Raw genomic sequence first — 24137 nt, forward strand, 5'->3', positions numbered from 1 at the left:
GCGGCACTGCATGGGTCAACCTCCAGGATAGGGAATCCACCGGTGAAAAGAAGAGTCGTGGGTAGAGTGGTGGCATGCCCTCCTACGTCACGCCGCTGAGCCAGCGGACCCCTCAGCTCGGAGTCGGTCAGCTGCTCGAGGGCCTGGAGCCCTCCTTCCGCTTCGCAGAGGTCTCCTTCGACTCCTACATCCCGGATCCGGCTCACCCCTCCCAGGAGAAGGCGGTCACGGCGCTGCGCGAATTCTCCGACACCGTCGGTCGCCGGCCCGCCTCGGGGGGATTCCTCGACAGGCTCTTCGGCCGCCAGGCATCCGCTGCGCAGGCACCGGCCGGCATCTACCTCGACGGCGGCTTCGGCGTGGGCAAGACCCACCTGCTCGCCTCGCTGTACCACTCGGTGGAGGGCCAGCGCGCCTTCGGCACCTTCGTCGAATACACCAACCTGGTCGGGGCCCTGTCCTTCCGCCGCACCGTCGACGTGCTCAGCGAGTACAAGCTGGTCTGCATCGACGAGTTCGAGCTCGACGACCCGGGGGACACCGTGCTGATGTCCCGGCTGATGCGCGAGCTGGCCGATGCCGGGGTCAAGCTCGCGGCGACGTCGAACACGCTGCCCGGCTCCCTGGGGGAGGGCCGCTTCGCGGCGGTGGACTTCCAGCGTGAGATCCAGGTGCTGTCCGACCAGTTCACCGTCATCAAGGTCGACGGCGAGGACTACCGTCACCGTGGACTGCCCGAGGCACCTGCTCCGCTGAGCTCGGCGGAGGTCGAGGAGTTCGCGGCCGAGCAGCATCCCGAGGCGGCGATCGCCGTGGATGACTTCGATGCGCTCTGTGAGCGGATGACCAGCGTGCACCCGAGCCGTTATCGTCAGCTCGTCAGCGAGGTCGATGTTCTGGTCCTCAAAGGTGTGGAGACGATCGAGGCCCAGGCGCTGGCGCTGCGCTTCGTGGTCCTCGCGGACCGGCTCTATGACCAGGACGTGTCCATCGTGGCCTCGGGCGTGCCCTTCGACCAGCTCTTCACGGACGAGATGATGTCCGGGGGGTATATGAAGAAGTACCACCGCACAGTCTCGCGTCTGACAGCGCTGGCCCGGGCCGGTCAGATGGGTGAGGAGACGGTCTAGAAGCTTCTGACTTCCAGTCAGCGTCCAGGTCCGCCCAGAAGAGTAGACGCGCCGGTTAACAGAGTGTTCACCCACCTCTGATTGGCTGGGACGAGCCGAATCCCAAGAAAGGCTGTTCTCATGAATGACCCGATCTTCCAGGTCGACGGCACGGCGCGCAAGAATCTCCGCGAGTTCATCGACGAGCTCCGCGACGGCGGATACACGGTGCAGGATGGTCACACTCCTGACCCCGACCTCATCGATCCGCAGGGGCGCGCCGTCGAGACCTGGCACGAGAACTATCCCTACGAGGAGCGACTCGGCAGAGACGTCTACGAGATCGAGAAGTACCACCTCCAGGTGGAGCTGCTGAAGTTCCAGTACTGGGCGGAGGACTACGGGCTCAAGCACGTGCTCGTCTTCGAGGGCCGCGACGCGGCCGGCAAGGGCGGCACGATCAAGCGCTTCACCGAGCACCTGAACCCCCGTACCGCGCGGGTGGTGGCCCTGAACCGGCCCTCCGACCGCGAGCTGGGACAGTGGTACTTCCAGCGCTACGTGGATCACCTGCCCACCGCCGGGGAGATGGTGCTCTTTGACCGTTCCTGGTACAACCGGGCCGGTGTCGAGCGGGTGATGGGCTTCTGCTCGGAGCAGGAGTACGAGGTCTTCATGCGGCAGGCCCCTCAGTTCGAGCAGATGCTCGTGGACGCGGGGATCCATCTGACCAAGTTCTGGTTCTCCGTGACCCAGCAGGAGCAGCGGACCCGGTTCGCGATACGCCAGATCGACCCTGTCCGTCAGTGGAAGCTCTCACCGATGGACCTGGAGTCCCTGGACCTGTGGGAGGACTACACCGAGGCCAAGGAGGAGATGTTTCGACGCACCGACACCGATCACGCTCCCTGGATGACGATCAAGTCCAATGACAAGAAGCGGGCACGGCTCAATGCGATGCGGTGCTTCCTGGCCCAGTTCGAGTACGAGGGCAAGGACCATGAGATCGTGGGCGAGCCGGATCCGCTGATCGTGCGTCGCGGCCGCGACGCGGTGGGCGATTGATCTCGTTCGAGCGCGGCCGGGCCCGTCTGATGGACGAAGCGGTAGAGTGACAGTGCTCGCCACGCGGACATCGAGGTCTGCGAGGGCGGGATCCCCTGTCAGGACGCGAGTTCACCGCGCTGTTGACGCGCGGACGGGACCGGTGCAGATCCCGGACCGCCCGCAGAATGTGACCACGGGATGACACTGTCTAGATGACCTCGACGAAGGAGAATGCATGAGTGCCCATATCGGAGTGACCGGCCTAGCTGTGATGGGAGCGAACCTGGCTCGCAACCTGGCCCGGAACGGCTACACAGTAGCGCTGCACAACCGCTCCGTCGCCCGCACGGATGCCCTTCTTCAGGCCCACGGCACTGAAGGCGACTTCATCCGCACGGAGACGCTGGCCGAGCTGGTCGAGTCCCTCGAGACTCCCCGCCGCGTGCTGATCATGGTCCAGGCCGGCGGCCCCGTCGATTCCGTGATCAATGACCTCGTGCCGCTGCTCGACGAGGGCGACATCATCATCGACGGCGGAAACTCCTTCTTCGAGGAGACCCGCCGCCGCGAGGAGGCGCTGCGCGCCAAAGGCCTGCACTTCGTCGGCGTCGGCGTCTCCGGCGGCGAAGAGGGGGCCCTGAACGGCCCGTCGATCATGCCCGGCGGCTCACGCGAGTCCTACGACTCACTGGGACCGATGCTGGAGACGATCTCCGCCAAGTACAACGGCGAGCCCTGCTGCACCTGGATCGACACCGACGGCGCCGGACACTACGTCAAGATGGTGCACAACGGCATCGAATACGCCGATATGCAGGTCATCGGCGAGGCCTTCGACCTGATGCGCTCCCTCGCCGGCATCGAGCCGCGCGAGCAGGCCGGGGTGTTCCGGGAATGGAACACCACTGACCTCGCCTCCTATCTGATCGAGATCACCGCCGAGGTCCTCGAGCAGGAGGACGAGACCACCGGGCATCCGCTGGTCGACGTGGTCGTCGACTCCGCGGGGCAGAAGGGCACCGGGCGCTGGACGGCGATCTCGGGCCTCGAGGTCGGTTCACCGGTGACCGCGATCGCCGAGTCCGTCTTCGCCCGGTCCATCTCCTCCCAGCGCGATCTGCGTGCAGTCACCAACGCCACCTTCAGCGCAGGGGTCGACGAGACCCTCTCCGCCCAGGAGAAGTACGGCAGCGCCGAGGACCGTCAGGACTTCGTCGAGGATGTGCGCCGGGCACTCTATGCCTCCAAGCTCGTCGCCTATGCCCAGGGCCTGGACATGCTCGTCGCCGCCGGCGAAGAGTTCGGCTGGGACCTGGACCTGAAATCCATCGCCTCGCTCTGGCGTGCGGGCTGCATCATCCGGGCCGACCTGCTGGACACCATCATGCAGGCCTATGACGCACCGCGCGAGGCCCAGCCCAAGAACCTGCTGCTGGCACCGGAGTTCAACGAGGCCATCAACGAGTGCCTCCCGGCCTGGCGCCGAGTCGTGGCCGCCGCCGCCACCTACGGCGTTCCCGCTCCGGTGTTCTCCTCCTCGCTGGCTTATTACGACAGCCTCCGCCGGGACCGGTTGCCGGCTGCGCTGACCCAGGGCCTGCGTGACTACTTCGGCGCCCACACGTATCAGCGTGTGGACATGGAAGGCACCTTCCACACCCAGTGGTCCGGAGACCGCAGCGAGATCGAAGCCTGATCCCGCGCTGAGCCTGTGACCGCTCTCGCCTCGGGTCTGCTGGCTGATCTGGGCGCCACCGCTGCACTGGTGGCCGCTCCGATGGCCGGCGGCCCGAGCCGGCCCGAGCTGGTGATCGCAGCCTCCCGCGCCGGAGCCCACGGGTTCCTCGCCGGCGGGTACAAGACCGCCGCAGAGCTGGCCGAGCAGATCAGCGCCGTGCAGGAGGAGACCCCGCGCCTGGGGGTGAACCTCTTCGTGCCGAATCCGGTTCCGCTGGACGCGCAGGACCGGGTGCGTTATGAGGCCGCCCTGCGCAGATGGACCACGGAGCAGGCCGCTGCGCGATCCGCAGACCGGCGCAACCGCGATCCCGCATGGCCCGCCGCAGTGACCCTGCCGACCGGGCTCCCGGAGCACGCCGACGACGCCTGGGCCGAGAAGCTCGCGCTGCTCGAGGCGCAGCCGGTCCCGGTGATCAGCCTGACCTTCGGCCTGCCCTCCAGAGCCGACGTCCGTCGGCTCCAGGCCACAGGTGCCAAGGTCCTCCTCACGGTCACCAGCGCAGCAGAAGCCGCCCAGGCCGAGGCCGCAGGGGTCGACGGACTGATCGTGCAGTCCTCCTCCGCCGGAGGGCACTCCGGAACCTGGACCCCCGTTCGAAAGCCTCGTCAGATCGAGCTGGATGAGCTGCTCCCGGCGGTGCGTGCACAGACCGGCCTCCCGCTGTGGGCGGCCGGAGGGCTCGCCACACCCGAGGCGGTCAGCGCCGTGCTGACCGCCGGAGCAGAGGCCGTCGCAGTCGGGACGGTGCTGCTGCGCTGCGTCGAGAGCGGGGCGCACCCCGTGCACAAGCAGGCACTGGCTGATGCCCGCGAGGCAGGCCAGACCGTGGTCACCACGGCCTTCTCCGGGCGTCCGGCGCGCGCGCTGCGCAACTGTTTCGCCGCCGAGCTCACCGAACAGGCGCCGCTGGGGTTCCCCGCGCTGCACCACATGACGTCCTCGCTGCGACGGGCGTCCGCCGCCGCCGGGGATCCCGAAGGTCTGAACCTCTGGGCCGGCACCGGATTCGCGCGGGCCAGCGACGAGCCCGCCGAGGTGATCCTCCGCCGCCTGGCGGGGTTCTGATCCCGCTGGGGGACGGGACTCAGATGAACAGGGCCGGGTCCAGCGCGTACTCGGCCGGATCCACATGCGGCTTCTGCTCGGCGACTCCGCGCTGCCGGGCCTTCGCCGGGATCCCGGTGAGGATCGAATTCGGCGGCGAGGACTTCACGACCACGGCGTTGGCGCCGACGGCGGAGCCGGCGCCGATCTCCACCGGACCGATGACCTTGGCACCGGCCCCCACGACCACCCCGTCGCGCAGCGTCGGGTGACGCTTGGTCTGCTCCAGTGACCGACCTCCCAGCGTCACTCCCTGATAGAGCATGCAGTCGTCGCCGATCTCCGCGGTCTCACCGATGACCACGCCCATTCCATGGTCGATGAAGAAGCGGCGGCCGATCTGCGCCCCCGGGTGGATCTCGATGCCCGTGACGTTGCGGGTCAGCTGGGAGAGCATGCGCGCGGGGGTCTTCAGCGCGGACCGGCGCCACATGCGGTGCGCCACCCGGTGGGACCACACGGCATGGAGTCCTGAATAGACCAGCACGACCTCTGCCGAGCTGCGCGCGGCGGGGTCGTGCTCACGCGCAGCTCTGATGTCCTCGCGCAGACGATTCAATGGGCCCAATGGGGAGCAGCCTTTCGGAGTCGATCAGGTGGTGTGGGCACCGGCGCTGGGCGCCGGCGGGCCGGGGGAGGCGTCGGTGCGGCTCAGCCGCGGATGTCCTCATAGAGCAGCGTGGAGATGTAGCGCTCCCCGAAGTCGCAGGCGATCGTGACGATGAGCTTGTCGCGATTCTCCTCGCGGGAAGCGAGCTCCAGCGCTGCGGCGATGTTCGCTCCGGTGGAGATGCCGCCGAGGATGCCCTCCTGCATGCCCAGGTCGCGCGCCATGGCGACGGACTTCTGCAGGTTCGCCTGGTAGACCTCGTCGTAGATCTCCTGGTCCAGGATGTCCGGGATGAAGTTCGGACCGATGCCCTGGATCTTGTGCGGGCCGGCTTTTCCGCCGGAGAGGATGGGTGAGTCCTCGGGCTCCACGGCGACGAGGTGGATGTCTGACTTGTACTCCTTGAGCCGACGTCCAGCCCCGGTGATCGTGCCGCCCGTGCCGATGCCGGCGATGAAGATGTCGACTTCCCCGTCGGTGTCGCGCCAGATCTCCTCACCGGTGGTGCGGTAGTGCGCCGCCGGGTTCGCCTCATTGGCGAACTGGCGGGCCCAGATCGAGTTCTCGGTCTCGTCCACGATGGACTTGGCCTTCTCCACTGCGCCACGCATGCCCTCGGCACCTGGGGTCAGCACGATCTCTGCCCCATAGGCGCGCAGCATCACGCGACGCTCGGTGGACATCGTCTCCGGCATGGTCAGCACGACGCGGTATCCGCGGGCCGCCCCGACCATGGCGAGCGCGATGCCGGTGTTGCCCGAGGTGCCCTCGACGATGGTTCCGCCCGGCTTGAGCATCCCTGAGGCCTCGGCGGCGTCGACGATGGCGGCACCGATGCGGTCCTTGATGGAGTTCGCGGGGGAGTAGAACTCGAGCTTGACCGCGATGTTGCCGGGAAGATCCGCCCCCAGCCGGTTGAGTCGCACGAGCGGGGTGTTGCCGACGGCCTGCGTGATGTCGTCAAGAATCTTGGCCATTATCGAGTGGACCTTTCTTCCTCGGGTTTCAACCATGAAGCATAGTCTCTGCGGAGCTTGGCGACCTTGGGGTCGATGATGACCTGACAGTATCCGACTTCCGGGCGCTGCGAATGGAAGTCCTGGTGGATCTCCTCAGCCTCGTGCACCGGGCCCAGCGGCTCCAGCGTGGTCACGATGGGACGGTCGAAGGAGCCCTGCGCCCGCTGGATCGCAGCGGCGAACTCCTCGTGCTGATCCTCGCCGGAGTAGAACATCGCGGACCGGTACTGCGTGCCGATGTCGTAGCCCTGACGGTTCAGCGTGGTCGGGTCGTGACTGGAGAAGAACACGTCGTAGAGCACCTGATCGGGCAGGACGGACGGGTCATAGGTGATCTGGACGGCCTCCGCGTGGCCGGTGCCCCCGGAGGCCACGGCCTCGTAGACGGCGGGGCCGGTGCCGCCGGTGTAGACGCTGCGCACGGCGAGGACGCCGTTGAGTCTGCGTGCCACTGAATCCAGGCACCAGAAGCAGCCAGCAGCGAGCACCACGGTCTTGTATGAGTTCTCCATGCCCTGCACAACCGTCCGTGTCCCACGCTGTATTCCTGAGCGGTTGCCTGTAGAAAAGAGGCATGTCCTCCAGCTCTGCTCAGCCTCCGGTCCACACACCAGCGGGCGGCCCCGTGCCGCTGCTCCAGGAGGTGCTGGCCACGGCGGAGGAGCTCTGGCCCCGTACGCTGGCTGAGTCCTGGGACGCAGTCGGTCTGGTGACCGGCCGACGCGACCGGCCGGTGCGACGCATCCACCTCGCAGTGGACCCCGTGGAGGCAGTGATCGCGGAGGCCTGCAGCGGCGGAGCCGACCTGCTGATCACTCACCACCCGCTGCTGCTGCGCGGTGTGCATTCAGTGGAGGCGGGACATTTCAAGGGCGGGCTGGTCCACGAGCTCATCGAGGCCGGGTGTGCGCTGATGACCGCGCACACCAATGCGGACTCGGCCATCGGGGGAGTCAACGATGTCCTGACCGGTCTGCTGGGGGTGCAGGACGCCGAGCCGCTCCAGTCGGCCGAGCAGGGGCTCGCGGCGGAGGGCCTGGGGCGCATCGGGACGCTGGCGGAGCCGGTGACCCTGGGCGACTTCGCCTCCACCGTGTTCTCGGTCCTTCCCGCCGTGGCCGGGGGCGTGCGCGTCGCCGGGGACCGGCACGGCCTCATCCAGCGGGTCGCGCTGTGCGCAGGCGCAGGAGACTCGCTGCTCGGCGCTGCCGCCGCCGCGGAGGCTGATGTCTTCCTCACCGCCGATCTGCGCCATCATCCAGCCTCCGAGGCGCGCGAAGCCGCCGGCGGTCAGCGGCCCTATCTCATCGATGTCTCGCACTTCGCCTCGGAGTGGCTGTGGCTGCCCGCCGCCGCCCAGGCGCTGGACCATGCGCTGAGCGATCGCGGCTACGATGTGGAGGTCGTCGTCAGCGGCATCAACACCGACCCGTGGGATTTCGTGCTCACTCCAGGCCGCTGACCACCAGGTCGGGCCCCAGGACACCGGGCCCCGAGACCCCCCAGATCAAGTTCTGCAGTCCAGTAAGGTGCGTGACCGAATGACCACCCTGTTCGTCGAGGCCGACGGCGGAAGCCGCGGCAACCCTGGAATCGCCGGCTCCGGCGCTCTGGTGCGCAATGAGAAGGGACAGATCCTGGCCACGCGAGCGACTCCGCTGGGGAAGGCCAGCAACAACGTCGCCGAGTACACAGGACTCATCGACGGCCTTCGGCTGGCTCGGGAGCTTGACCCCGACGCGCTCGTGGAGGTCCGGCTGGACTCGAAGCTCGTGGTCGAGCAGATGAGCGGTCGCTGGAAGATCAAGCACGAGGACATGAAGCGGCTGGCCGCCGAGGCCGCCACCATCCTGGACCCGAGGCAGGTGCGCTACACCTGGATTCCGCGGAAGGACAATGGCGACGCCGACGCACTCAGCAATGAGGCCATGGACGCCTGCGCCGCGGGAACCGCGTGGGACCCGGCCGCCAGCCGGATCCGTCCCGCCCGCTGAGACCCGTCAGTCTCGACTCACGTCGCCGGCGCGAGGTTCGAGCCGGGGTTCGACCCGGGGGTACTTCACCGGCGCGCTGCCGGTCATGTGCTCCAGCACCCTGACCACCTGCGCCGAGTAGCCGAACTCGTTGTCATACCAGACATAGAGGATCGCCTGGCGGCCGTTGACGATGGTCGCCAGGCCATCCACGATGCCGGCGGCCCGGGTGCCCACGAAGTCTGTGGAGACCACCTCCGCGGAGTCGATGTAGTCCACCTGCTTGTGCAGGGCCCCCTCCAGGGACTCTCTGCGCAGGAACCTGTTGAGCTCCTCCTTGGAGGTCTCCCGGTTAAGCTCCAGATTCAGGATGGCCATGGAGACATCAGGGGTCGGCACCCTGATGGCATTGCCGGAGAGCTTTCCGGAGAGCTGCGGCAGCGCCTTGGCCACTGCCTTCGCGGCTCCGGTCTCGGAGATCACCATGTTCAGCGCCGCCGAGCGTCCCCGGCGTTCTCCCGGGTGGAAGTTGTCGATCAGGTTCTGATCATTGGTGTAGGAGTGCACGGTCTCCACGTGCCCGTGGTCGATGCCGTAGGCCTCGTCCATGAGCTTGGCCACCGGGGTGATCGCGTTGGTGGTGCAGGAGGCGGCCGAGACGATGCGGTCTTCGGGGGTGATCTGCTGGTGGTTGACCCCGAAGACGATGTTCTTCAGGTCGCCCTTGCCCGGGGCGGTCAGCAGCACCTGGGAGATGCCCTCGGCCTGCAGATGCTGGCTGAGTCCCTCCTCATCGCGCCACCTGCCGGTGTTGTCCACGAGGACCGCGTCGGAGATCCCGTGGGCGGTGTAGTCCACGGCGGCCGGGTCTGAGGCATAGATGACTTTGATGAACGTCCCATTGGCGATGATCGCCTGGTTCTCCTCGTCGACTCTGATCGAACCTTCGAACGGTCCGTGGACCGAGTCCCGGCGCAGCAGCGAGGCGCGCTTGGCGAGATCATCGCCCGCCCCCTGGCGCACCACGATCGCGCGCAGGCGCAGTCCGGAGGCGGACGAGGCGTTGCCGACGATGATCCGGGCCAGCAGCCGACCGATCCGCCCGAATCCGTAGAGCACGACGTCGCGGGGCTCGGCGAGTCCTTCGCCGCCGCGTCCCACCACCTCGGCGAGCTCCTCGCGGAGGAAGGAATCCATGTCCCCTGAGGCGGCATGTCGGGAGGTCCGATAGCGGGAGTTCAGACGTGCGATGTCGATGCTGGCGGCACCGAGATCCAGCTCGGTCAGCGCCTGGACCAGCGGCAGGGTCTGCGCCACCGGGAGCTCGGTCTCATCGACCTGGCGGGCGAAGCGGTGGGCCTTGAGTATCTCGATCGCGGAGCGGTTGACCAGCCGGCGTCCATAGATCCCGGTGACCACGTTGTTCTCCCGATAGAGTCGCCCCAGCAGCGGGATCATGGCCTCGGCCTGGGACTCTCGGTCGATCCAGCTGCGCAGCTGCTGATCTGCTTCGGTGGGCATTGTTGGAGTTGTCCTCACTCGTCTAGACGTCATTGTCTACGTGGACCCACCGGGTGGCTCCGCGGCATCCGTGGCATGACGGGACCCGGGCGAGCACGTCGGTGTGTCCGTGAGCGAGTGTAGCCGACCGTGAGGCGGACGGAGCGTGGCTGCGCTGGTGTGCGCTGCGGCTCGCCGGGGAGGGACGGGTCGGTCGGTAAGCCGGGTTCTGTGCGGTCAGCGTGATTGCTCAGCTGCCGTGACCATCATCCATCTGGGTCACGTGTTGCCACGGACCTCGAGCGATCAACCCGGATGCTCAGGCGGGCAGCCTTCAAGCACATCCTGTTCGATCTTGCACCGGATGGGGTTTGCCGAGCCACCTCAGTCACCTGAGGTGCTGGTGGTCTCTTACACCACCGTTTCACCCTTACCTGCAGCAGCCTGTGCTGCGGGCGGTCTCTTTTCTGTGGCACTGGCCTGCGGGTCACCCCGAGTGGGCGTTACCCACCATCCTGCCCTGTGGAGCCCGGACTTTCCTCGGCGCTCAGACAGTTATCCGCCGTCTCCGGCGGGCCGCAGTCTGGGCCGCGATGGTCTGACCGACCCGTCCCGGCTCATCATCCTACGGGATCGGAGCGGATCCTCCGCGGCGCTGAGCTCGACCGACAGGGATCACCGGGCCGGGTTGCTAGCCTTGCCCGGTGCTGATCTTCCTGCCGCCTTCAGAAGGCAAGACGCCCCCGCAGGACGCCGGGGCACCACCGATGGATCTGGGGAGCCTCCTTCTCCCCGGGCTGAGCGCCCAGCGGCTGCAGGTCATGCGAGCACTGATCCGGGTCAGCGGCGAAGATCAGGCGCAGGAGGTCCTCGGAGTGGGGAACCGGGTGATGCCCGATGTCCGCGCCAACGCCGAGCTGCTCAGCGCACCCGCCGCGCCGGCGCATGAGATCTACACGGGAGTGCTCTTCGAGGCGCTGGACCCCGCTTCGTTGGATCAGCGGCAGCTCCAGCGAGCCGGTGAGAGCGTCCTGGTCTTCTCGGGACTCTTCGGGGTGACCTCGCTGACCGACCGCATCCCTGCCTACCGGCTCTCCATGGGAGTGACCCTGCATGGATCAGCGGGGGGAGAGGGTCCGGGGGCCGCACCGGCGAAGGCTCCGCCAGGCCGACTCAGCAGCTTCTGGAAGGCGTCGCTGGAGCGCCCGGTCGATGCCCTCGTCGGAGATCAGCTCGTGGTCGACTGTCGCTCGAGCTCCTACGCCCAGGCATACCGGTCGGCCCCAGAACAGACCCTGGTGGTGAACAGCTTCACCGAACACGACGGCCGCCGGAGGGTCGTCACGCATTTCGCCAAGCGAGCCCGGGGACTCCTCGCCGGCATGCTGCTCAGGGCCGAGGAGTCCCCGGGCGCACCGCGGAGCGCCGAGGATGTCGCTGAGCTGGCCTCCCAGCACTGGAGGGTCGAACTGCACCGAAGCTCGGGACGAAGCCCGCATCAGCTCCAACTCATCGACTGACGTCCCCGACCGGCTCCCTCGGCTGACCTCCCGAGCTGAACTTCTGAACTTCCGGGAAGAACCGGCGGCGCGCGCGCAGGACCCATTAGCAGATTGTCGACCCTGCCGACTAGCCTGGGGAGCATGGCAGAGTTTATTTACACCATGGTCAGTGCCCGCAAGAAGGTGGGCGACAAGGTCATCCTCGACGACGTCACCATGTCCTTCTACCCCGGGGCAAAGATCGGCGTCCTGGGGCCCAACGGTGCAGGCAAGTCGACGATCCTGAAGATCATGGCTGGTCTCGACGAGCCCTCCAACGGTGAGGCGCGGCTCTCCCCGGGCTACTCCGTGGGCATCCTCATGCAGGAGCCTGCGCTCAATGAGGACAAGAGCGTGCTCGGCAACGTCCAGGAGGGCGTGGGCGAGATCTACGAGAAGCTGCAGCGGTTCAACCAGATCTCTGAGGAGATGGCGAACCCCGACGCGGACTTCGACGCGCTCATGAGCGAGATGGGCAAGCTTCAGGAGGCGATCGACGCCGCCAATGCCTGGGACCTGGACTCCCAGCTCGAACAGGCGATGGACGCCCTGCGCTGCCCACCCCCGGAGTCTGACGTCAGCGTGCTCTCCGGCGGTGAGCGACGCCGCGTGGCTCTGTGCAAGCTGCTCCTGTCGAAACCAGACCTGCTGCTCCTCGACGAGCCCACCAACCACCTGGACGCCGAATCCGTGCTGTGGCTCGAGCAGCACCTCGCCGCCTACGAGGGCGCCGTCCTCGCCGTGACCCACGATCGGTACTTCCTGGACCACGTGGCGGAGTGGATCTGTGAAGTCGACCGCGGCCGCCTCTACCCCTATGAGGGCAACTACTCCACCTACCTGGAGAAGAAGCAGGCCCGCCTGAAGGTTCAGGGCAAGAAAGACGTCAAGATGGCCAAGCGGCTCTCCGATGAGCTGGAGTGGGTGCGCTCCAACGCCAAGGGTCGCCAGACCAAGTCAAAGGCCCGCCTGAACCGCTACGAGGAGATGGCCGCTGAGGCCGAGCGCACCAAGAAGCTCGACTTCGATGAGATTCAGATCCCACCCGGCCCACGCCTGGGCACCCAGGTCATCGAGGCCGAGAACCTGCAGAAGGGCTTCGGAGATCGTCAGCTCATCGAGGGGCTGTCCTTCTCGCTGCCGCGCAACGGCATCGTCGGCGTCATCGGACCCAACGGCGTCGGCAAGTCCACGCTGTTCAAGACCATCGTGGGCATGGAGGAACTCGACGGCGGCAAGCTGGCCGTGGGCGATTCGGTCAAGCTCTCCTATGTCGATCAGTCCCGTGCCGGGATCGACTCCGAGAAGACCCTCTGGGAGGTCGTCTCGGATGGACTCGACTTCATCCACGTCGGTGCTGTGGAGATGTCTTCACGGGCCTACGTCTCGGCGTTCGGCTTCAAGGGACCGGACCAGCAGAAGAAGGCAGGGGTGCTCTCCGGCGGTGAGCGCAACCGGCTGAACCTCGCCCTCACGCTCAAGCAGGGCGGCAACCTCCTGCTCCTCGACGAGCCCACCAACGACCTCGACGTCGAGACCCTGGGCTCCCTGGAGAACGCGCTGCTGGAGTTCCCCGGCTGTGCGGTGGTCATCTCCCACGATCGGTGGTTCCTCGACCGCGTGGCGACGCACATCCTCGCCTGGGAGGGATCCGACGAGGACCCGGCCAGCTGGTACTGGTTCGAGGGCAACTTCGAGTCCTACGAGACCAACAAGGTCGAACGTCTCGGAGCCGACGCGGCGCGTCCCCACCGGGTGACGCACCGCAAGCTCACGCGCGACTGATCTTCGCCGACGCGGAAGATTCGGCCCGCCTGTCGTCCATGGGATGCAGGCGGGCCCTTCTGTCTCGCGTGCTGTCCGGCGCGTGCCGTCCCGCGCGGGCTCGGCGCCGGTCAGAAGGGAGCCGGCTGCGCCGCCTCCTGAGACTCCTGCCCCAAGTCCTCCGTTCCTGAGGGCCCTTCCGGCTCCGATCCGGGACCGGTGGTCTCGCTCTCTGCCGGAGCGCGGGTGCTCTCGGTCCCCACCTGTGATGTGCCCAGCCGGGTGAAGGAACCGGTGCCGAAGGTCAGGTCATAGCCCACTGACTCTGCGTCGATCTCCACTGACGTGCCCCGCTGGCCCTTGTCGTTCTCCCACTGACGGACCCGCAGACGGCCGGTGACGACCACCGGATCTCCCTTGGACAGGCTGCTCTTCACGTTCTGCGCGAGCTGCCGGAAGGCCGAGACGGTGTACCAGTTGGTGTCACCGTTGACCCACCGCTCGGAGCGGCGGTCGTACCGTCGGGGCGTGCAGCCGAGTCTGAAGTTGGAGATCGGCAGACCCTGGGGCGTGGTGAAGTCCTCCACCTCACCGCCGAGGAAGCCTCGTACTGTGATCGTCTCGCTCATCATGCTCCTCCGTCTCTCCACGGCGCATCGAGGTCCTGGTGTCTGACCCGCCCACCTCGAGGGCCGTGGCTCTCGGTGGCAGGGTGTCTCCAGTGTGGTCGGCCTGCGCAGCGTCGACGGGGGGCATCGCGGACATGTGGACTGCAGCAGATGAGGAGATTCACCAGCCGGTGCTGGGGAAAACCGGTCCGCGGTGGAGCAGGTAGACTCTCTGCCTGGACCTGCGCGGGATGCAGATCTCTGCGTGTCCACGCCTCGGTAGCTCAGGGGATAGAGCAGCGGCCTTCTAATCCGCTGGTCGGGGGTTCGAATCCCCCCCGGGGCACTTGTCCAGATCACAGAGACTCCAGCTGGCCGCCGTCATGACGGTGGCCGCTCTGCTGTACCTGGCACATTCGCTGCTTCGGTTCCGCAGCTTCGAGGCCAAGGGATATGACCTGGGCATCTTCGATCAGGCGGTGCGCCAGTACAGCCTGTTCAAGGCACCGATCGTGCCCATCAAGGGCGAGGACTTCCACCTCCTGGGTGACCACTTCCACCCGATCATCGCGGCCCTGGCACCGCTGTACTGGCTCTGGGACGACCCCAGGATGCTCAACATCGCCATGATCGGGCTTCTGGTCTCGACCGCCGTCCCGGTCTACCTTGTCGTGCGCGGATGGTTCAGCCACCTTCCGGCGCTGCTGGCCGCCGTCGCCCTGCTGCTGTTCTGGCCCTTTCAGGCCCTGGTGAACTGGGACTTCCACGAGGTCGCCTTCGGCGTGCCGATCATCGCCTGGGTCATCTGGGCCATCGAGCGGGGCCGGATGTGGCTCGCCGTCGGTCTGGGAGCCCTGCTCCTCCTGGTCCGCGAGGACATGGGCGTCACGCTCATCGCCCTGGCCATGGTGCTCGCGCTGAAGCGTGCCTGGACCCCAGCCCTGGTCACCGCAGTCCTGGGGGTCCTCGGATACTGGTTCGCCGTGGAAGTGGTGATCCCGCACTTCTCCGCCGCAGGGGAGTTCGGGTACTGGGAGTTCACCGCGCTGGGCCCCGGCGCCGGAGCGGCAGTGCTGTTTCTGCTGACCCAGCCCTGGAACGCGATCGGTCTGCTCTTCGACCATCCGGTGAAGCTCGGACTCTGGGCCCTGCATTTCCTTCCGCTGCTCCTGCTGCCCTTCGCCTCGCCCTACGTGATCCTGGGCGCTCCGATCCTGCTCTCTCGACTGTTCAACGACCGTCAGAACGTCTGGGAGGTCATCTACCAGTACGACGCGATCCTCGCCCCGATCTTCCTGCTCGCAGGTTTCGACGTGGCGCGGAGACTTCACCGGCGATGGCCTCGGCTGCGTGCGCTGGCGGTCATCCTGCCGGCATCGGTCATCGCGGTAGGACTGGTGGGCACGCTGGCATTCCCCGGAGTCTTTCCGCTCCAGCGCACGATCACGGCGGAGAACTGGTCCATGGACGAACGGGCCCAGGCTCATCAGCGCGCCGTGGACGCCGTCCCCGATGGTGTCTGCGTGGAAGCCGCCGACACCGCGGTCCCGCATCTGGTGGACCGCACCTCGGTCGGGCTCAACGGCACCACCGACGATACGAAGCTGAGCTGGATCATCATCGATGAACAGGTCGAGGAGCTGGGCGGCTCCGCCCCGCTCTCACCCGAAGCAGCCTTTGCTCGCGCAGAGCGCCTGGGCTTCGACCCGGTCATCGAGGACGATGCCGGGCTCTGGGTGCTGCACCGCGAGCTGGACCCCGCCGAGACGAGCGAGGACTCCACCCAGAACGACTGCGCGGAATATCTGCGGCGATGACCGCGCTGTAGCATGAGCACCGAACCACCACACCCTCAGCCGTTTCGAGTCCTCACACGGCGTCATGGAGAGCCACATGTCCACCGACTGCGTCCCTGCGACGGTCAGCTCAGACCTGCAGACCGCTCAGGCCTCGGCACGTGTGGTGATGATCAGCCTGCACACCTCACCGCTGGCGCAGGCAGGCAGCCGTGACGCAGGTGGTCTGAACGTCTATGTCAACCAGCTCAGCCGTGCGCTGGTGCAGGCCGGCATCACCGTGGACATCATCACCAGCGACGCCGACGCCGAGAAGCCGCTGCGCGCTGACCGGTGCCGCGTGCTCGACGATGGACGGCGGCTTCACACGCTTGCCGTCGGACCCCGGGCGCGCACTGAGAGATCTGCGCTGCTCGAACAGCTCGACTCCCTCGCGGACCGGGCCCTGGACAGCCTGCGGTCCGCAGACCCGCGTCCGGTGACGACGGTGCACTCCCACTACTGGATCTCCGGACTTGCGGGGATCACGGTGGCCCGTGCACTGGCAGCACCGCTGGTGCACACGATGCACACCATCGCCGCAGTCAAGCGGGAACGCGATCCGGACACGCAGGAGGATCCGCAGCGCAGCCTCGCTGAGGCCGACATCGCCGGCACAGCCGATCTGGTCACCGCGAACACCGAACGAGAGATCGCAGACCTCAAGCGGCTCTTCGTGCTCGATGCTGCCCGCATCGCGCTGATCAGGCCGGGTGTGGACCTCGGGGTGTTCCACCCTCCGGTCGGTGAGGATCCGCGCGGCGGAGCGCTCGAGGGCCGTGCACTCCGGCTGGCCTTCGCCGGCCGGCTGCAGCCGCACAAGGGACCCCAGGTCGCCGTGGAGGCGCTCGGGGAGCTGCGCAGAATGATGCCGGAGGTCCCGGTGGAGCTGGTCGTCGCCGGGAGCCAGAGCGGAGAAGACGTGCTGGACCTGCGGGCCCTGGCAGAACGCGCAGGGGTCGCGGATTCGCTGCGTGCGCTGCCTCCGCTGCCGCATCGCAGGCTGGCCGAGCTCTTTCGCAGCAGCGATGCGGTGCTGATGCCCTCCTACAGCGAATCCTTCGGACTCGTGGCGCTCGAGGCCATGGCCTGCGGCACGCCGGTGCTCGCCCACGATGTGGGTGGCCTCTCAGCGCTGGTCCAGCATCGCCGCACCGGCCGCCTGATCCCCAGCCTGGAGCCGGGGGAGTGGGCGGAGCAGCTGCGCTGGCTGGTGCTGCACCGGCGGGCCTGGTCGCGGTACAGCAGCACGGCCGCGGCCCTGGCGAGCTCGTACTCCTGGGAGGCGACCGCTGCGGCCACCCGCGAGGCCTACCGCAGCGTCGCTCTGGTGACCAGCAGCTGAACACGCTCGCCGAGCACCCTGGACGACCCCAGACAAAGCTCCTGGGGCGATCGTCAGCCAGTCGCGTCTATGACAGGCAGCGGCATGTATCAGCTGTCCAGGTAGCGCGAGGACCAGGTCTCCGAGTACTTCTTGTTGACCTGTCGGGTGGCCCGTGAGCTGTGCACCAGTGTCTGCTGCATCTTCTCGGAGAGCTTCGGGCGAAGCCCCTCCGGGGGTCGCACCATCCCTTCCTGGGCGACCGATGCGACGAGTGCCCCTTCTCGGCTGTAGATCCAGCCCTGTGCCAGGCCGCGGGCGTTCTGCGCGCTGGGACTCTGCTGGACATAGAGCAGCCACTCGTCGGCGCGCGCATCGCGGTGCCACCACATCGCGTGGTCCAGGGAGGCCACCTTCATCTCAGGCTTGGCCCAGTAGAGGCCGTGCCGGCGCAGGATCGGCTCCAGCAGCGTGTAGTCAGAGGCATACAGGATGGCCGCCCGGTGGATGTCGGGATCATCTGGCAGCGGCGCCTTGGTCCTGAGCCAGACCGCACTGGTCGCATGAGGGTCCTGATCGGCCTCCAGGTAGATGGGCCGATCCACGTGGCGGATGTCGAAGGGCCGGCCGTGCGCCCATTCGTGGACGATCGGATGCTTGACATGGCCGACCAGCTCCTGCGGCGGCGCAAGATCCTCCGGATCCGGGACGTTCTGGGGCATTCTGCGCTGATGCGCCACTCCGGGGGAGGGCCGCTGGAAAGAGGCGATCATGGACAGGATGGGCGTCCCGTCCTGATAGGCCTGGCTGCGCCGGGCCGAGAAGGAGCCCCCGTCGCGGAGGCGATCGACGGAGACCTGGATGGGCTTGGTCGCATCACCCGGACGCAGGAAGTAGCCGTGCACGGAGTGGATCAGGCGGTCCGGCTCCACCGTCTGCATCGCCGCGGTGGCCGACTGCGCCAGGACCTGGCCTCCGAAGACCCGCCAGTAGGCCTGCTTGAACACCGGGCCGAGGAAATGGTCCTCGGCGCTGGGGCCGGCCCCAGCGGCGTCGTTCGGGTCCAGGTGCTTGAGCTGGAGCATGTCGACCAGCTGCTGCACGGACTCTGCAGCAGTGGGCACGCTGTACCGAGGATCAGGCATGCGATGTCCTTCCAGGCGTGGACAGGGTCAGATGCCCCTACTCTAACGGCCCGGCGCCGGGCCCGGCCTGGTCAGACCGGACCCGGCGCCGGGGTCACAGGAGAGCGGTGCCGCAGTGGTCGCCGCCGTGGGTCAGATCAGCGAGGCGACTCCGAAGAGCGCCCAGGCCAGGAGGAAGGCCATGACGCCGATCAACGTCTCCAGCACCGTCCAGGTCTTCAGCGTGGTCTTGACATCCATGTCGAAGAACCTGGAGATCAACCAGAAGCCGGAGTCGTTGACATGGGAGGCGATGACCGAGCCGGCGGCCACGGAGATGACCATCGCGGCCAGCTGCAGCTCGTTGAAGTCTGCCGCTGCCACGCCCGAGGCGAGCAGTCCTGCCGCCGTGGTCAGCGCCACCGTGGCGGAGCCCTGCGCGATGCGCAGAACACCGGCGATCACGAATCCAGCGAGGATCAGCGGGATTCCGACGCCGGAGAGCGAGTCGGAGAGCGCCTCGCCGATCCCGGATTCGCGCAGGACGCCGCCGAACATGCCGCCGGCACCGGTGATCAGGATGACTGCACAGACCGGAGCCAGAGCCTTGTCCATGACGTCCTGTGCTCCGCTCATGCCGCGACCGCCCCGGGTGCCCACGGCGGCGACGGCGACCAGCAGCGTGATGATCAGCGCCACCGGTGTCGCGCCCAGTGTGGTCAGCAGGCCGTACCAGAAGGACTCGGTCTGCTCAGCGGAGATCGCGCCTGCGGTGGAGAGCGTGTCCAGCCCGGTGTTCAGGAAGATCAGCAGCATGGGCAGCAGCAGGATCATCACCACAGTGGAGAACTTCGGGGGGTTCTTCTCTGCGGCCTCATCCGCCTGTCCCAGGATCATGGGGATGGGGAGCTCGAAGCGGCGACCGGCCCACATGCCGAAGAGATAGCAGGTCACGTACCAGGTGAGGATCGCGATGGGCAGGGCGGCGATCAGCAGGATGCCGACGTTCGCCTCGAAGAACTCGCTGGCGGCGACAGGTCCCGGGTGCGGCGGCACGAACACGTGCATGACCGAGAAGGCACCTGCCACGGGCAGGCCGTAGAGCAGCACCGAGCCGCCGAGGCGACGTCCCACGGCGAAGACCACGGGCAGCATCACCACCAGGCCGGCGTCGAAGAAGATCGGAAACCCGAAGAGCAGCGAGGCCACGCCGAGCGCGAAGGGGGCACGCTTCTCGCCGAAGCGGGTCACGAGTGCGTCTGCCAGCACCTTGGCGCCGCCGGAGACCTCCACGATGCGCCCGAGCATGGCGCCCAGTCCCACGAGAAGCGCGACAGAGGCCAGCGTGGAGCCGAATCCGGAGGTCAGCACCGGGACGATCTCCGCAGTGGGGATCCCCGCTGCGGCTGCGGTGAGCAGCGAGACGAGGATCAGGGCGACGAAGGCGTGGACCTTGAAGCGGATGATGAGCAGCAGGAGCACCGCGATCGAGCCGGCGGCGATGCCGAGCAGCGGTGCGGTGCCGAGGGACTGTTCCCAGCCTTCGAGTGTCATGAGCGGTTCCAATCATTGCGGTTGTCTGCAGCAGTTGCCGCCTGCGCGGCGGGGGTGCCCTCACGGGCCTGGCGGAGCCAGCTGCGAGCTGTCTCAAGAAGGTCGTCGACGTCGGCATCATTGCTCAGCCGCACGCCGTCCTCCTCCGGCCCCAGGGGTTCAAGCGTCTTCAGCTGCGACTCGAGCAGCTCAGGAGGCATGAAGTGCCCGCTGCGGTGCGCGAGCCGGGTGCTCAGGCGAGGGATGTCCACATCCACATGCAGGAAGATCACTCGTCCCGCCGCGCCCCGGAGCAGATCTCGATAGCTGCGCCGCAGGGCGGAGCAGGTGATGATGCTGCCTGTCGCGGCCTGACTGGTCATCCAGTCGCGCAGCGCCTCGAGCCAGGGCCATCGATCTTCATCGGTGAGCGGCGTCTGGGACGCCATCTTCGCGATGTTGGCGGCGGGGTGAAACTCATCAGCCTCGGCCATGGGCAGGCGAAGTTCTTCCGCCAGGGCCGCGGCCAGGGTGGACTTCCCCGAGCCGGAGACTCCCATCACTACCAGGTGACAGGGGGGAGGGCCTGCGCTCGGGCTAGGCTTGGTGGGGGGATTCGTCATCGAATTCCTTAGTGCTGAGGGTCAGGTGCTGGGTTCCCTGTGACGGGGACCACGTGCCAGCTAAGATAGCACCTTTACATGAAAAGGTGTGATGTTTGCACCGCCATCGAGCAGAGAGCAGTGTCGTGCCGCAGAATTCCGCCGTCGCCCGCGTGGGTCGTGACGCGATCTCCGAGACGCTCGGCCGCGAGATCGTAGATGGAGGGCTCATCCCCGGAACGGTGCTGACGCTAGAGTCTCTGCAGCAGCGCTTCAAGGTCTCCCGCACTGTGGCCCGGGACAGCGTCAAGGTGCTCGAGTCCCACGGTCTGCTCTACTCCAAGCGGCGCATCGGCCTCGTGGTCACCGCCGCCGAACAGTGGAGCGTCTTCTCACCGGCAGTGATCGCGTGGCGACTCGCCTCCAGCCATGCCCGGGAAGCCTTCATCGAGCTGACTCAGCTGCGCATCGCCGTGGAGACCGAAGCTGCTGCCATGGCGGCGCTCCGGCGCAGCGAGGACCAGGCCCGCAGGCTGCTGGACCTCGCCGCCGCCATGCGCCGGCTGGGCGAGGCCGAGCAGCTCGAGGAGTTCATGCTGGCCGACGTCGCCTACCACCGGCTGCTGCTCGAGGCCGGGGCCAATTCGATGTTCGCGGCCCTGGCCGACGTCGTGGCGGAGGTCCTCACCGGGCGCACTCAGCACGGTCTCATGCCGACACGTCCCATGCCGGAGGCGCTCGACGCCCACGAGCGTGTGGCCCGGGCGATCGCCGAACAGGACTCGAAGGCGGCCCGGGGGCAGATGGAGATCCTGGTCGGTGAGGTCCGCTCCGCTCTGGAACAATGAGGACCATGACTGAATCGCTGCGATTCGCCGAGGCCGTCTCGCTTCAGGACCTCTCCACCTTCATCAAGCGTGCCCGACGGATCCAGGAGCAGGGCATCCGGCTCCAGGCCGTGGGCCGCGTGCTGGCCGCCTGGGTACCGGTGATGACCCCCAGCTCGCTGACCGGGGAGCTGCCTGCGGTGCTGGGACTGCGCACCGTGGCGCTGGCGGAGGAGTCTCAAGCAGATGTGACCGCGGAGCTCAGCTCGATCAGCGAACGCATTGCTCGGATGAACCCTGCGGAGACCACGCTGGCCCTGCCGCCGAGCCGACTCACGGTTCCCTGGGCGGCAGTGACCCCTCCACGCTCCGGCTGGGAGCCGCTGGGGAGCCTCGATGACGGCGAGCTTCGGAGCCAGGCGGAGGCCGGCATCGAGGAGATCGCTCAGGCCGTTCCCGTCTCCGCGGGCGCGGCCGTGGTCGAACAGGTGCGTGAGCGCGTCTGGGGCCGGTCGCTGTCCGCCGTCCCGGACTCTGCGGCACGTCAGATTCCGGCAGGCGCGGCCTTCGGAGCGCATGCGCTGAACTTCCTGGCCGGAGAGTCGGTCGGGGGCGTCACCGCCGTCCATCGCAGGGGCCGCTGGGTCCGGCTCAGCTCACAGGGCGGATTCATCCTCTGCCGCGCCACCAAGGAGCAGCCCAGCTGATTCGCGGCGACCGCGGCGGCCGGGGACCAGCGGTGAGGACCTCAGCTGTTGACCATCGAATGGGCCGCGCGCTCGAGGTAGTCCCACAGGATCTGGTCATGCAGCGGTGAGAGCTCGGCAGCGTCCACGCCGGCCCGCATGAAGCTCAGCCACTTGTCCCGGGCCTCGGCGTCCACGGTGAAGGGCATGTGCCGCATCCGCAGCCGGGGATGCCCGCGCTGCTCCTGGTAGGTCCGCGGCCCGCCCCAGTACTGCTCAAGGAAGGTCAGCAGCCTCTCCTTGGCGGGGGCGAGATCCTGCTCCGGGTACATCGCCCGGAAGTCCTCATCCGCGGCGACATGGTCGTAGAAGACATCGACGATCCGCTGAAAGGTCTTCCTTCCGCCGATGGCCTCGTAGAAGCTCTGCTGCTCGGGTCCTGGCTGCTCGGCTTCTGGCTGCTCGGCTTCTGGCTGCGCCGGACCGGGCTGGCGCGAGGGCAGTCCGGAGACCTGCGAGGGTGGCCGCCCGACAGGTCTCACCGTGGCGATCGGAGCCCCCAGGCGGTTGGAGAACTCGGGAAGCTCCCGGGCGGGCTGTGGCTCTTCGGCTGACATGTTCCTCCTGGACGCGCTTCGTCTTCGACCTGTGGGCTCGACCTTCGTGCTCGACCGTGCTCGACGCTGTGCAGGGTGCAACGATACTCGGTGCAGGACTGTTCCTCTGCGGAACGTAGGATTGTTCCGGCGCCCCGACACGCACATCCTCCCTGAAAGGCTCCTCCAGAGATCATGGAAGACAGCATGGAATCCAACATGGAAGGCAACATGGAAGTCCACATCGCCACCGACCACGCCGGCATGGAGCTCTCCGCCCACCTGGTCAGCCATCTGCGCGGACTCGGCTATGAGCTCGAGGACCATGGGCCCCGGGAGTACGACGCGCTTGATGACTACCCGGCGTTCTGCATCCGGGCCGCTGAGGCCGTGGTCGCGGCGCGCACCGCGGGACGCAGCGCGCTGGGCATCGTGCTGGGAGGCTCTGGCAACGGCGAACAGATGGCCGCGAACAAGGTGACCGGGGCCCGCGCCGCGCTGGCGTGGAACGTGGACACCGCCGTGCTGGCCCGTGAGCACAATGACGCCAACCTGGTGGCTCTCGGCGGACGTCAGCACAGCCTCGAGGAGGCCACCACGATCGTCGAGGCGTTCCTGCGGGCAGAGTTCAGCGGGGATGAGCGTCACGCCCGCCGCATCGGGAAGATCGCCCACTACGAGCTGACCGGCGAGATCCTCGACTGATCGATGCCTGAGGGTCACACGCTGCACCGGCTGGCCGCCCAGGTCAACGCCGTCTTCAGCGGCTCCCCGTGGCGGGTCAGCTCGCCTCAGGGGCGCTTCGCCGCGGGTGCCCTGCGTCTTGACGCTGAGGTCCCGCGGCACGCCGAGGCGTGGGGCAAACACCTCTTCGTCCACCTGGACACGCGGATCTGGCATGTGCACCTGGGACTTTACGGGGCGTTCAGCTTCCGCGGCGACAGCAGCTTCGCGGCGCCGCCCTCGATCGGGGCGCCCCGCGCGTGGACGGCCGAGCTGAGACCCCGGTACGACGACGACGGCTGGCTGATCCCCGAACCGCCGCAGGGGGCCGTGCGGGCCCGTGTCCAGGCGAGGCACGGCTGGGCGGATCTCCGGGGCCCGGCCACCTGCGCGGTGCTCGAACCGGGCGAACATGCGCTGATCCTCGCCAGGCTCGGGCCAGACCCGCTGCGGCAGGCCCCTGACACCTCGGCCACCGCCGAGCGGGAACGTTTCCTGGAGAACCTCGCGCGCCGCCGGATGAGCATCGCCGCGGCTCTGATGGAGCAGGCGGTGATCGCCGGGGTGGGGAACATCTACCGCGCCGAGTCGCTCTTCCTCGAGAGCATCGCTCCCGAGACGCCGAGCAACGAGCTCAGCGCTTCTCGGGCGGCGGCGCTGTGGGACCGACTGTCCCAACAGCTGCGCACAGGAGTCCGTGAAGGCCTCATCCGCACGCTGCGCACCGAGGGGGACCGTCGGCACTGGGTGTACCAGCACCAGGGCACGGCGTGTCTGCGCTGCGGGGAGCTCATCGCGGCCCGAGAGCTGCAGGGACGCCGTCTGTACTGGTGTCCCGGCTGCCAGCTGCGCTGACCCGGCGCATCCAGGT

General features: G+C 67.6%; 23 protein-coding genes, 1 tRNA gene and 1 other RNA gene. 15 read left to right on the forward strand and 10 right to left on the reverse strand.

What is annotated here, in order from left to right:
* The first annotated feature begins 74 nt into the window (after positions 1-74).
* From zapE to H4W27_RS04725, 4 genes are all read left to right on the forward strand, one after another.
* Positions 75-1130 (forward strand): cell division protein ZapE, encoded by a 1056-nt coding sequence (zapE, locus tag H4W27_RS04710; protein WP_192594902.1) that lies wholly within the window; start codon positions 75-77, stop codon positions 1128-1130.
* 120 nt (positions 1131-1250) lie between these two features.
* A complete protein-coding gene (ppk2, locus tag H4W27_RS04715; protein ID WP_192594903.1) occupies positions 1251-2174 on the forward strand; it encodes a polyphosphate kinase 2 in 924 nt (307 codons plus the stop codon).
* 217 nt (positions 2175-2391) lie between these two features.
* Complete coding sequence (gene gndA, locus H4W27_RS04720) at positions 2392-3852, forward strand: NADP-dependent phosphogluconate dehydrogenase (protein ID WP_192594904.1); 1461 nt, start codon at positions 2392-2394, stop codon at positions 3850-3852.
* A 15-nt stretch (positions 3853-3867) separates the two neighbouring features.
* The gene (locus H4W27_RS04725) at positions 3868-4962 is read left to right on the forward strand and encodes an NAD(P)H-dependent flavin oxidoreductase (protein ID WP_318782155.1); all 1095 of its coding nucleotides are present in this window, start codon (positions 3868-3870) and stop codon (positions 4960-4962) included.
* Positions 4963-4981: 19 nt separating this feature from the next.
* Here the strand turns inward: H4W27_RS04725 and epsC are convergent, their stop codons facing one another.
* The 3 genes from epsC to msrA all read right to left on the reverse strand — a co-directional run bounded on the left by epsC (position 4982) and on the right by msrA (position 7142).
* A complete protein-coding gene (epsC, locus tag H4W27_RS04730; RefSeq protein ID WP_192594905.1) occupies positions 4982-5569 on the reverse strand; it encodes a serine O-acetyltransferase EpsC in 588 nt (195 codons plus the stop codon).
* Between the two features lie 83 nt (positions 5570-5652).
* A complete protein-coding gene (gene cysK / locus H4W27_RS04735; protein WP_192594906.1) occupies positions 5653-6588 on the reverse strand; it encodes a cysteine synthase A in 936 nt (311 codons plus the stop codon).
* Positions 6588-7142 (reverse strand): peptide-methionine (S)-S-oxide reductase MsrA, encoded by a 555-nt coding sequence (msrA, locus tag H4W27_RS04740; protein ID WP_192594907.1) that lies wholly within the window; start codon positions 7140-7142, stop codon positions 6588-6590. Before msrA ends, cysK begins: the two co-directional genes overlap by 1 nt.
* A 62-nt stretch (positions 7143-7204) precedes the next feature.
* Here msrA and H4W27_RS04745 point away from each other — a divergent pair, with 62 nt between their 5' ends.
* Both H4W27_RS04745 and H4W27_RS04750 read left to right on the forward strand, forming a co-directional pair.
* Positions 7205-8092, forward strand: a complete 888-nt coding sequence (locus H4W27_RS04745) for a Nif3-like dinuclear metal center hexameric protein (protein WP_192594908.1) — start codon at positions 7205-7207, stop codon at positions 8090-8092.
* A 79-nt stretch (positions 8093-8171) separates the two neighbouring features.
* Entirely contained in the window at positions 8172-8624 is a 453-nt protein-coding gene (locus H4W27_RS04750; RefSeq protein ID WP_225939007.1) for a reverse transcriptase-like protein, read from the forward strand.
* Positions 8625-8630: 6 nt separating this feature from the next.
* On the opposite strand, the gene H4W27_RS04755 is transcribed toward H4W27_RS04750, so the two are convergent.
* Positions 8631-10124, reverse strand: coding sequence for a glyceraldehyde-3-phosphate dehydrogenase (locus tag H4W27_RS04755; protein ID WP_192594909.1), 1494 nt, complete (start codon positions 10122-10124; stop codon positions 8631-8633).
* A gap of 181 nt (positions 10125-10305) precedes the next feature.
* An RNA gene (rnpB, locus tag H4W27_RS04760) (RNase P RNA component class A) lies at positions 10306-10713 on the reverse strand.
* Between the two features lie 94 nt (positions 10714-10807).
* Here rnpB and H4W27_RS04765 point away from each other — a divergent pair.
* Positions 10808-11623: a YaaA family protein gene (locus tag H4W27_RS04765; RefSeq protein ID WP_192594910.1), complete on the forward strand. Its 816-nt coding sequence runs from the start codon at positions 10808-10810 to the stop codon at positions 11621-11623.
* A 123-nt stretch (positions 11624-11746) separates the two neighbouring features.
* Positions 11747-13429, forward strand: coding sequence for an energy-dependent translational throttle protein EttA (gene ettA, locus H4W27_RS04770; RefSeq protein WP_192594911.1), 1683 nt, complete (start codon positions 11747-11749; stop codon positions 13427-13429).
* A 110-nt stretch (positions 13430-13539) separates the two neighbouring features.
* On the opposite strand, the gene H4W27_RS04775 is transcribed toward ettA, so the two are convergent.
* Positions 13540-14037 (reverse strand): single-stranded DNA-binding protein, encoded by a 498-nt coding sequence (locus H4W27_RS04775; RefSeq protein ID WP_192594912.1) that lies wholly within the window; start codon positions 14035-14037, stop codon positions 13540-13542.
* A gap of 252 nt (positions 14038-14289) precedes the next feature.
* Between H4W27_RS04775 and H4W27_RS04780 the strand changes: the two genes are divergently transcribed.
* The 3 genes from H4W27_RS04780 (at position 14290) to H4W27_RS04790 (ending at position 17196) form a co-directional block, all read left to right on the forward strand.
* Positions 14290-14362: transfer RNA gene (locus tag H4W27_RS04780), tRNA-Arg, on the forward strand.
* Position 14363: 1 nt separating this feature from the next.
* A complete protein-coding gene (locus H4W27_RS04785) occupies positions 14364-15833 on the forward strand; it encodes a DUF2079 domain-containing protein (protein WP_225939008.1) in 1470 nt (489 codons plus the stop codon).
* Positions 15834-15909: 76 nt separating this feature from the next.
* A complete protein-coding gene (locus H4W27_RS04790) occupies positions 15910-17196 on the forward strand; it encodes a glycosyltransferase (protein ID WP_192594913.1) in 1287 nt (428 codons plus the stop codon).
* An 89-nt stretch (positions 17197-17285) separates the two neighbouring features.
* Here the strand turns inward: H4W27_RS04790 and H4W27_RS04795 are convergent, their stop codons facing one another.
* The 3 genes from H4W27_RS04795 to H4W27_RS04805 form a co-directional block, all read right to left on the reverse strand.
* Positions 17286-18320 (reverse strand): acyl-CoA thioesterase, encoded by a 1035-nt coding sequence (locus tag H4W27_RS04795; protein WP_192594914.1) that lies wholly within the window; start codon positions 18318-18320, stop codon positions 17286-17288.
* A gap of 132 nt (positions 18321-18452) precedes the next feature.
* Entirely contained in the window at positions 18453-19853 is a 1401-nt protein-coding gene (locus tag H4W27_RS04800) for a GntP family permease (protein WP_192594915.1), read from the reverse strand.
* Complete coding sequence (locus H4W27_RS04805) at positions 19850-20392, reverse strand: gluconokinase (RefSeq protein ID WP_264080979.1); 543 nt, start codon at positions 20390-20392, stop codon at positions 19850-19852. The genes H4W27_RS04800 and H4W27_RS04805 overlap by 4 nt, the downstream gene beginning before the upstream one ends.
* Before the next feature lie 188 nt (positions 20393-20580).
* Between H4W27_RS04805 and H4W27_RS04810 the strand changes: the two genes are divergently transcribed.
* Both H4W27_RS04810 and H4W27_RS04815 read left to right on the forward strand, forming a co-directional pair.
* Positions 20581-21282: a FadR/GntR family transcriptional regulator gene (locus tag H4W27_RS04810; protein WP_318782158.1), complete on the forward strand. Its 702-nt coding sequence runs from the start codon at positions 20581-20583 to the stop codon at positions 21280-21282.
* 5 nt (positions 21283-21287) lie between these two features.
* Complete coding sequence (locus H4W27_RS04815; RefSeq protein ID WP_192594917.1) at positions 21288-21968, forward strand: hypothetical protein; 681 nt, start codon at positions 21288-21290, stop codon at positions 21966-21968.
* A 41-nt stretch (positions 21969-22009) separates the two neighbouring features.
* Here the strand turns inward: H4W27_RS04815 and H4W27_RS04820 are convergent, their stop codons facing one another.
* Complete coding sequence (locus H4W27_RS04820) at positions 22010-22450, reverse strand: globin (protein ID WP_404821861.1); 441 nt, start codon at positions 22448-22450, stop codon at positions 22010-22012.
* 324 nt (positions 22451-22774) lie between these two features.
* On the opposite strand from H4W27_RS04820, the gene H4W27_RS04825 reads away from it, so the two are divergent.
* Both H4W27_RS04825 and H4W27_RS04830 read left to right on the forward strand, forming a co-directional pair.
* Positions 22775-23248 carry a ribose-5-phosphate isomerase gene (locus H4W27_RS04825; RefSeq protein WP_192596437.1) on the forward strand — a complete coding sequence of 158 codons (474 nt, stop codon included), beginning with the start codon at positions 22775-22777 and terminating at the stop codon, positions 23246-23248.
* Between the two features lie 3 nt (positions 23249-23251).
* Positions 23252-24121: an Fpg/Nei family DNA glycosylase gene (locus tag H4W27_RS04830; RefSeq protein ID WP_192594919.1), complete on the forward strand. Its 870-nt coding sequence runs from the start codon at positions 23252-23254 to the stop codon at positions 24119-24121.
* Positions 24122-24137 lie beyond the last annotated feature (16 nt).

The sequence above is a fragment of the Nesterenkonia lutea genome (assembly GCF_014873955.1).
GTDB classification, from domain to species: Bacteria; Actinomycetota; Actinomycetes; order Actinomycetales; family Micrococcaceae; genus Nesterenkonia; species Nesterenkonia lutea.

Coding starts and splice junctions, on each gene's coding strand:
- zapE (WP_192594902.1), top strand. CDS start 75: ATGCCCTCCTACGTCACGCCGCTGAGCCAGCGGACCCCTCAGCTCGGA.
- ppk2 (WP_192594903.1), top strand. CDS start 1,251: ATGAATGACCCGATCTTCCAGGTCGACGGCACGGCGCGCAAGAATCTC.
- gndA (WP_192594904.1), top strand. CDS start 2,392: ATGAGTGCCCATATCGGAGTGACCGGCCTAGCTGTGATGGGAGCGAAC.
- cysK (WP_192594906.1), bottom strand. CDS start 6,588: ATGGCCAAGATTCTTGACGACATCACGCAGGCCGTCGGCAACACCCCG.
- msrA (WP_192594907.1), bottom strand. CDS start 7,142: ATGGAGAACTCATACAAGACCGTGGTGCTCGCTGCTGGCTGCTTCTGG.
- H4W27_RS04745 (WP_192594908.1), top strand. CDS start 7,205: ATGTCCTCCAGCTCTGCTCAGCCTCCGGTCCACACACCAGCGGGCGGC.
- H4W27_RS04750 (WP_225939007.1), top strand. CDS start 8,172: ATGACCACCCTGTTCGTCGAGGCCGACGGCGGAAGCCGCGGCAACCCT.
- H4W27_RS04755 (WP_192594909.1), bottom strand. CDS start 10,124: ATGCCCACCGAAGCAGATCAGCAGCTGCGCAGCTGGATCGACCGAGAG.
- ettA (WP_192594911.1), top strand. CDS start 11,747: ATGGCAGAGTTTATTTACACCATGGTCAGTGCCCGCAAGAAGGTGGGC.
- H4W27_RS04775 (WP_192594912.1), bottom strand. CDS start 14,037: ATGAGCGAGACGATCACAGTACGAGGCTTCCTCGGCGGTGAGGTGGAG.
- H4W27_RS04790 (WP_192594913.1), top strand. CDS start 15,910: ATGTCCACCGACTGCGTCCCTGCGACGGTCAGCTCAGACCTGCAGACC.
- H4W27_RS04795 (WP_192594914.1), bottom strand. CDS start 18,320: ATGCCTGATCCTCGGTACAGCGTGCCCACTGCTGCAGAGTCCGTGCAG.
- H4W27_RS04800 (WP_192594915.1), bottom strand. CDS start 19,853: ATGACACTCGAAGGCTGGGAACAGTCCCTCGGCACCGCACCGCTGCTC.
- H4W27_RS04805 (WP_264080979.1), bottom strand. CDS start 20,392: ATGGGAGTCTCCGGCTCGGGGAAGTCCACCCTGGCCGCGGCCCTGGCG.
- H4W27_RS04815 (WP_192594917.1), top strand. CDS start 21,288: ATGACTGAATCGCTGCGATTCGCCGAGGCCGTCTCGCTTCAGGACCTC.
- H4W27_RS04825 (WP_192596437.1), top strand. CDS start 22,775: ATGGAAGTCCACATCGCCACCGACCACGCCGGCATGGAGCTCTCCGCC.
- H4W27_RS04830 (WP_192594919.1), top strand. CDS start 23,252: ATGCCTGAGGGTCACACGCTGCACCGGCTGGCCGCCCAGGTCAACGCC.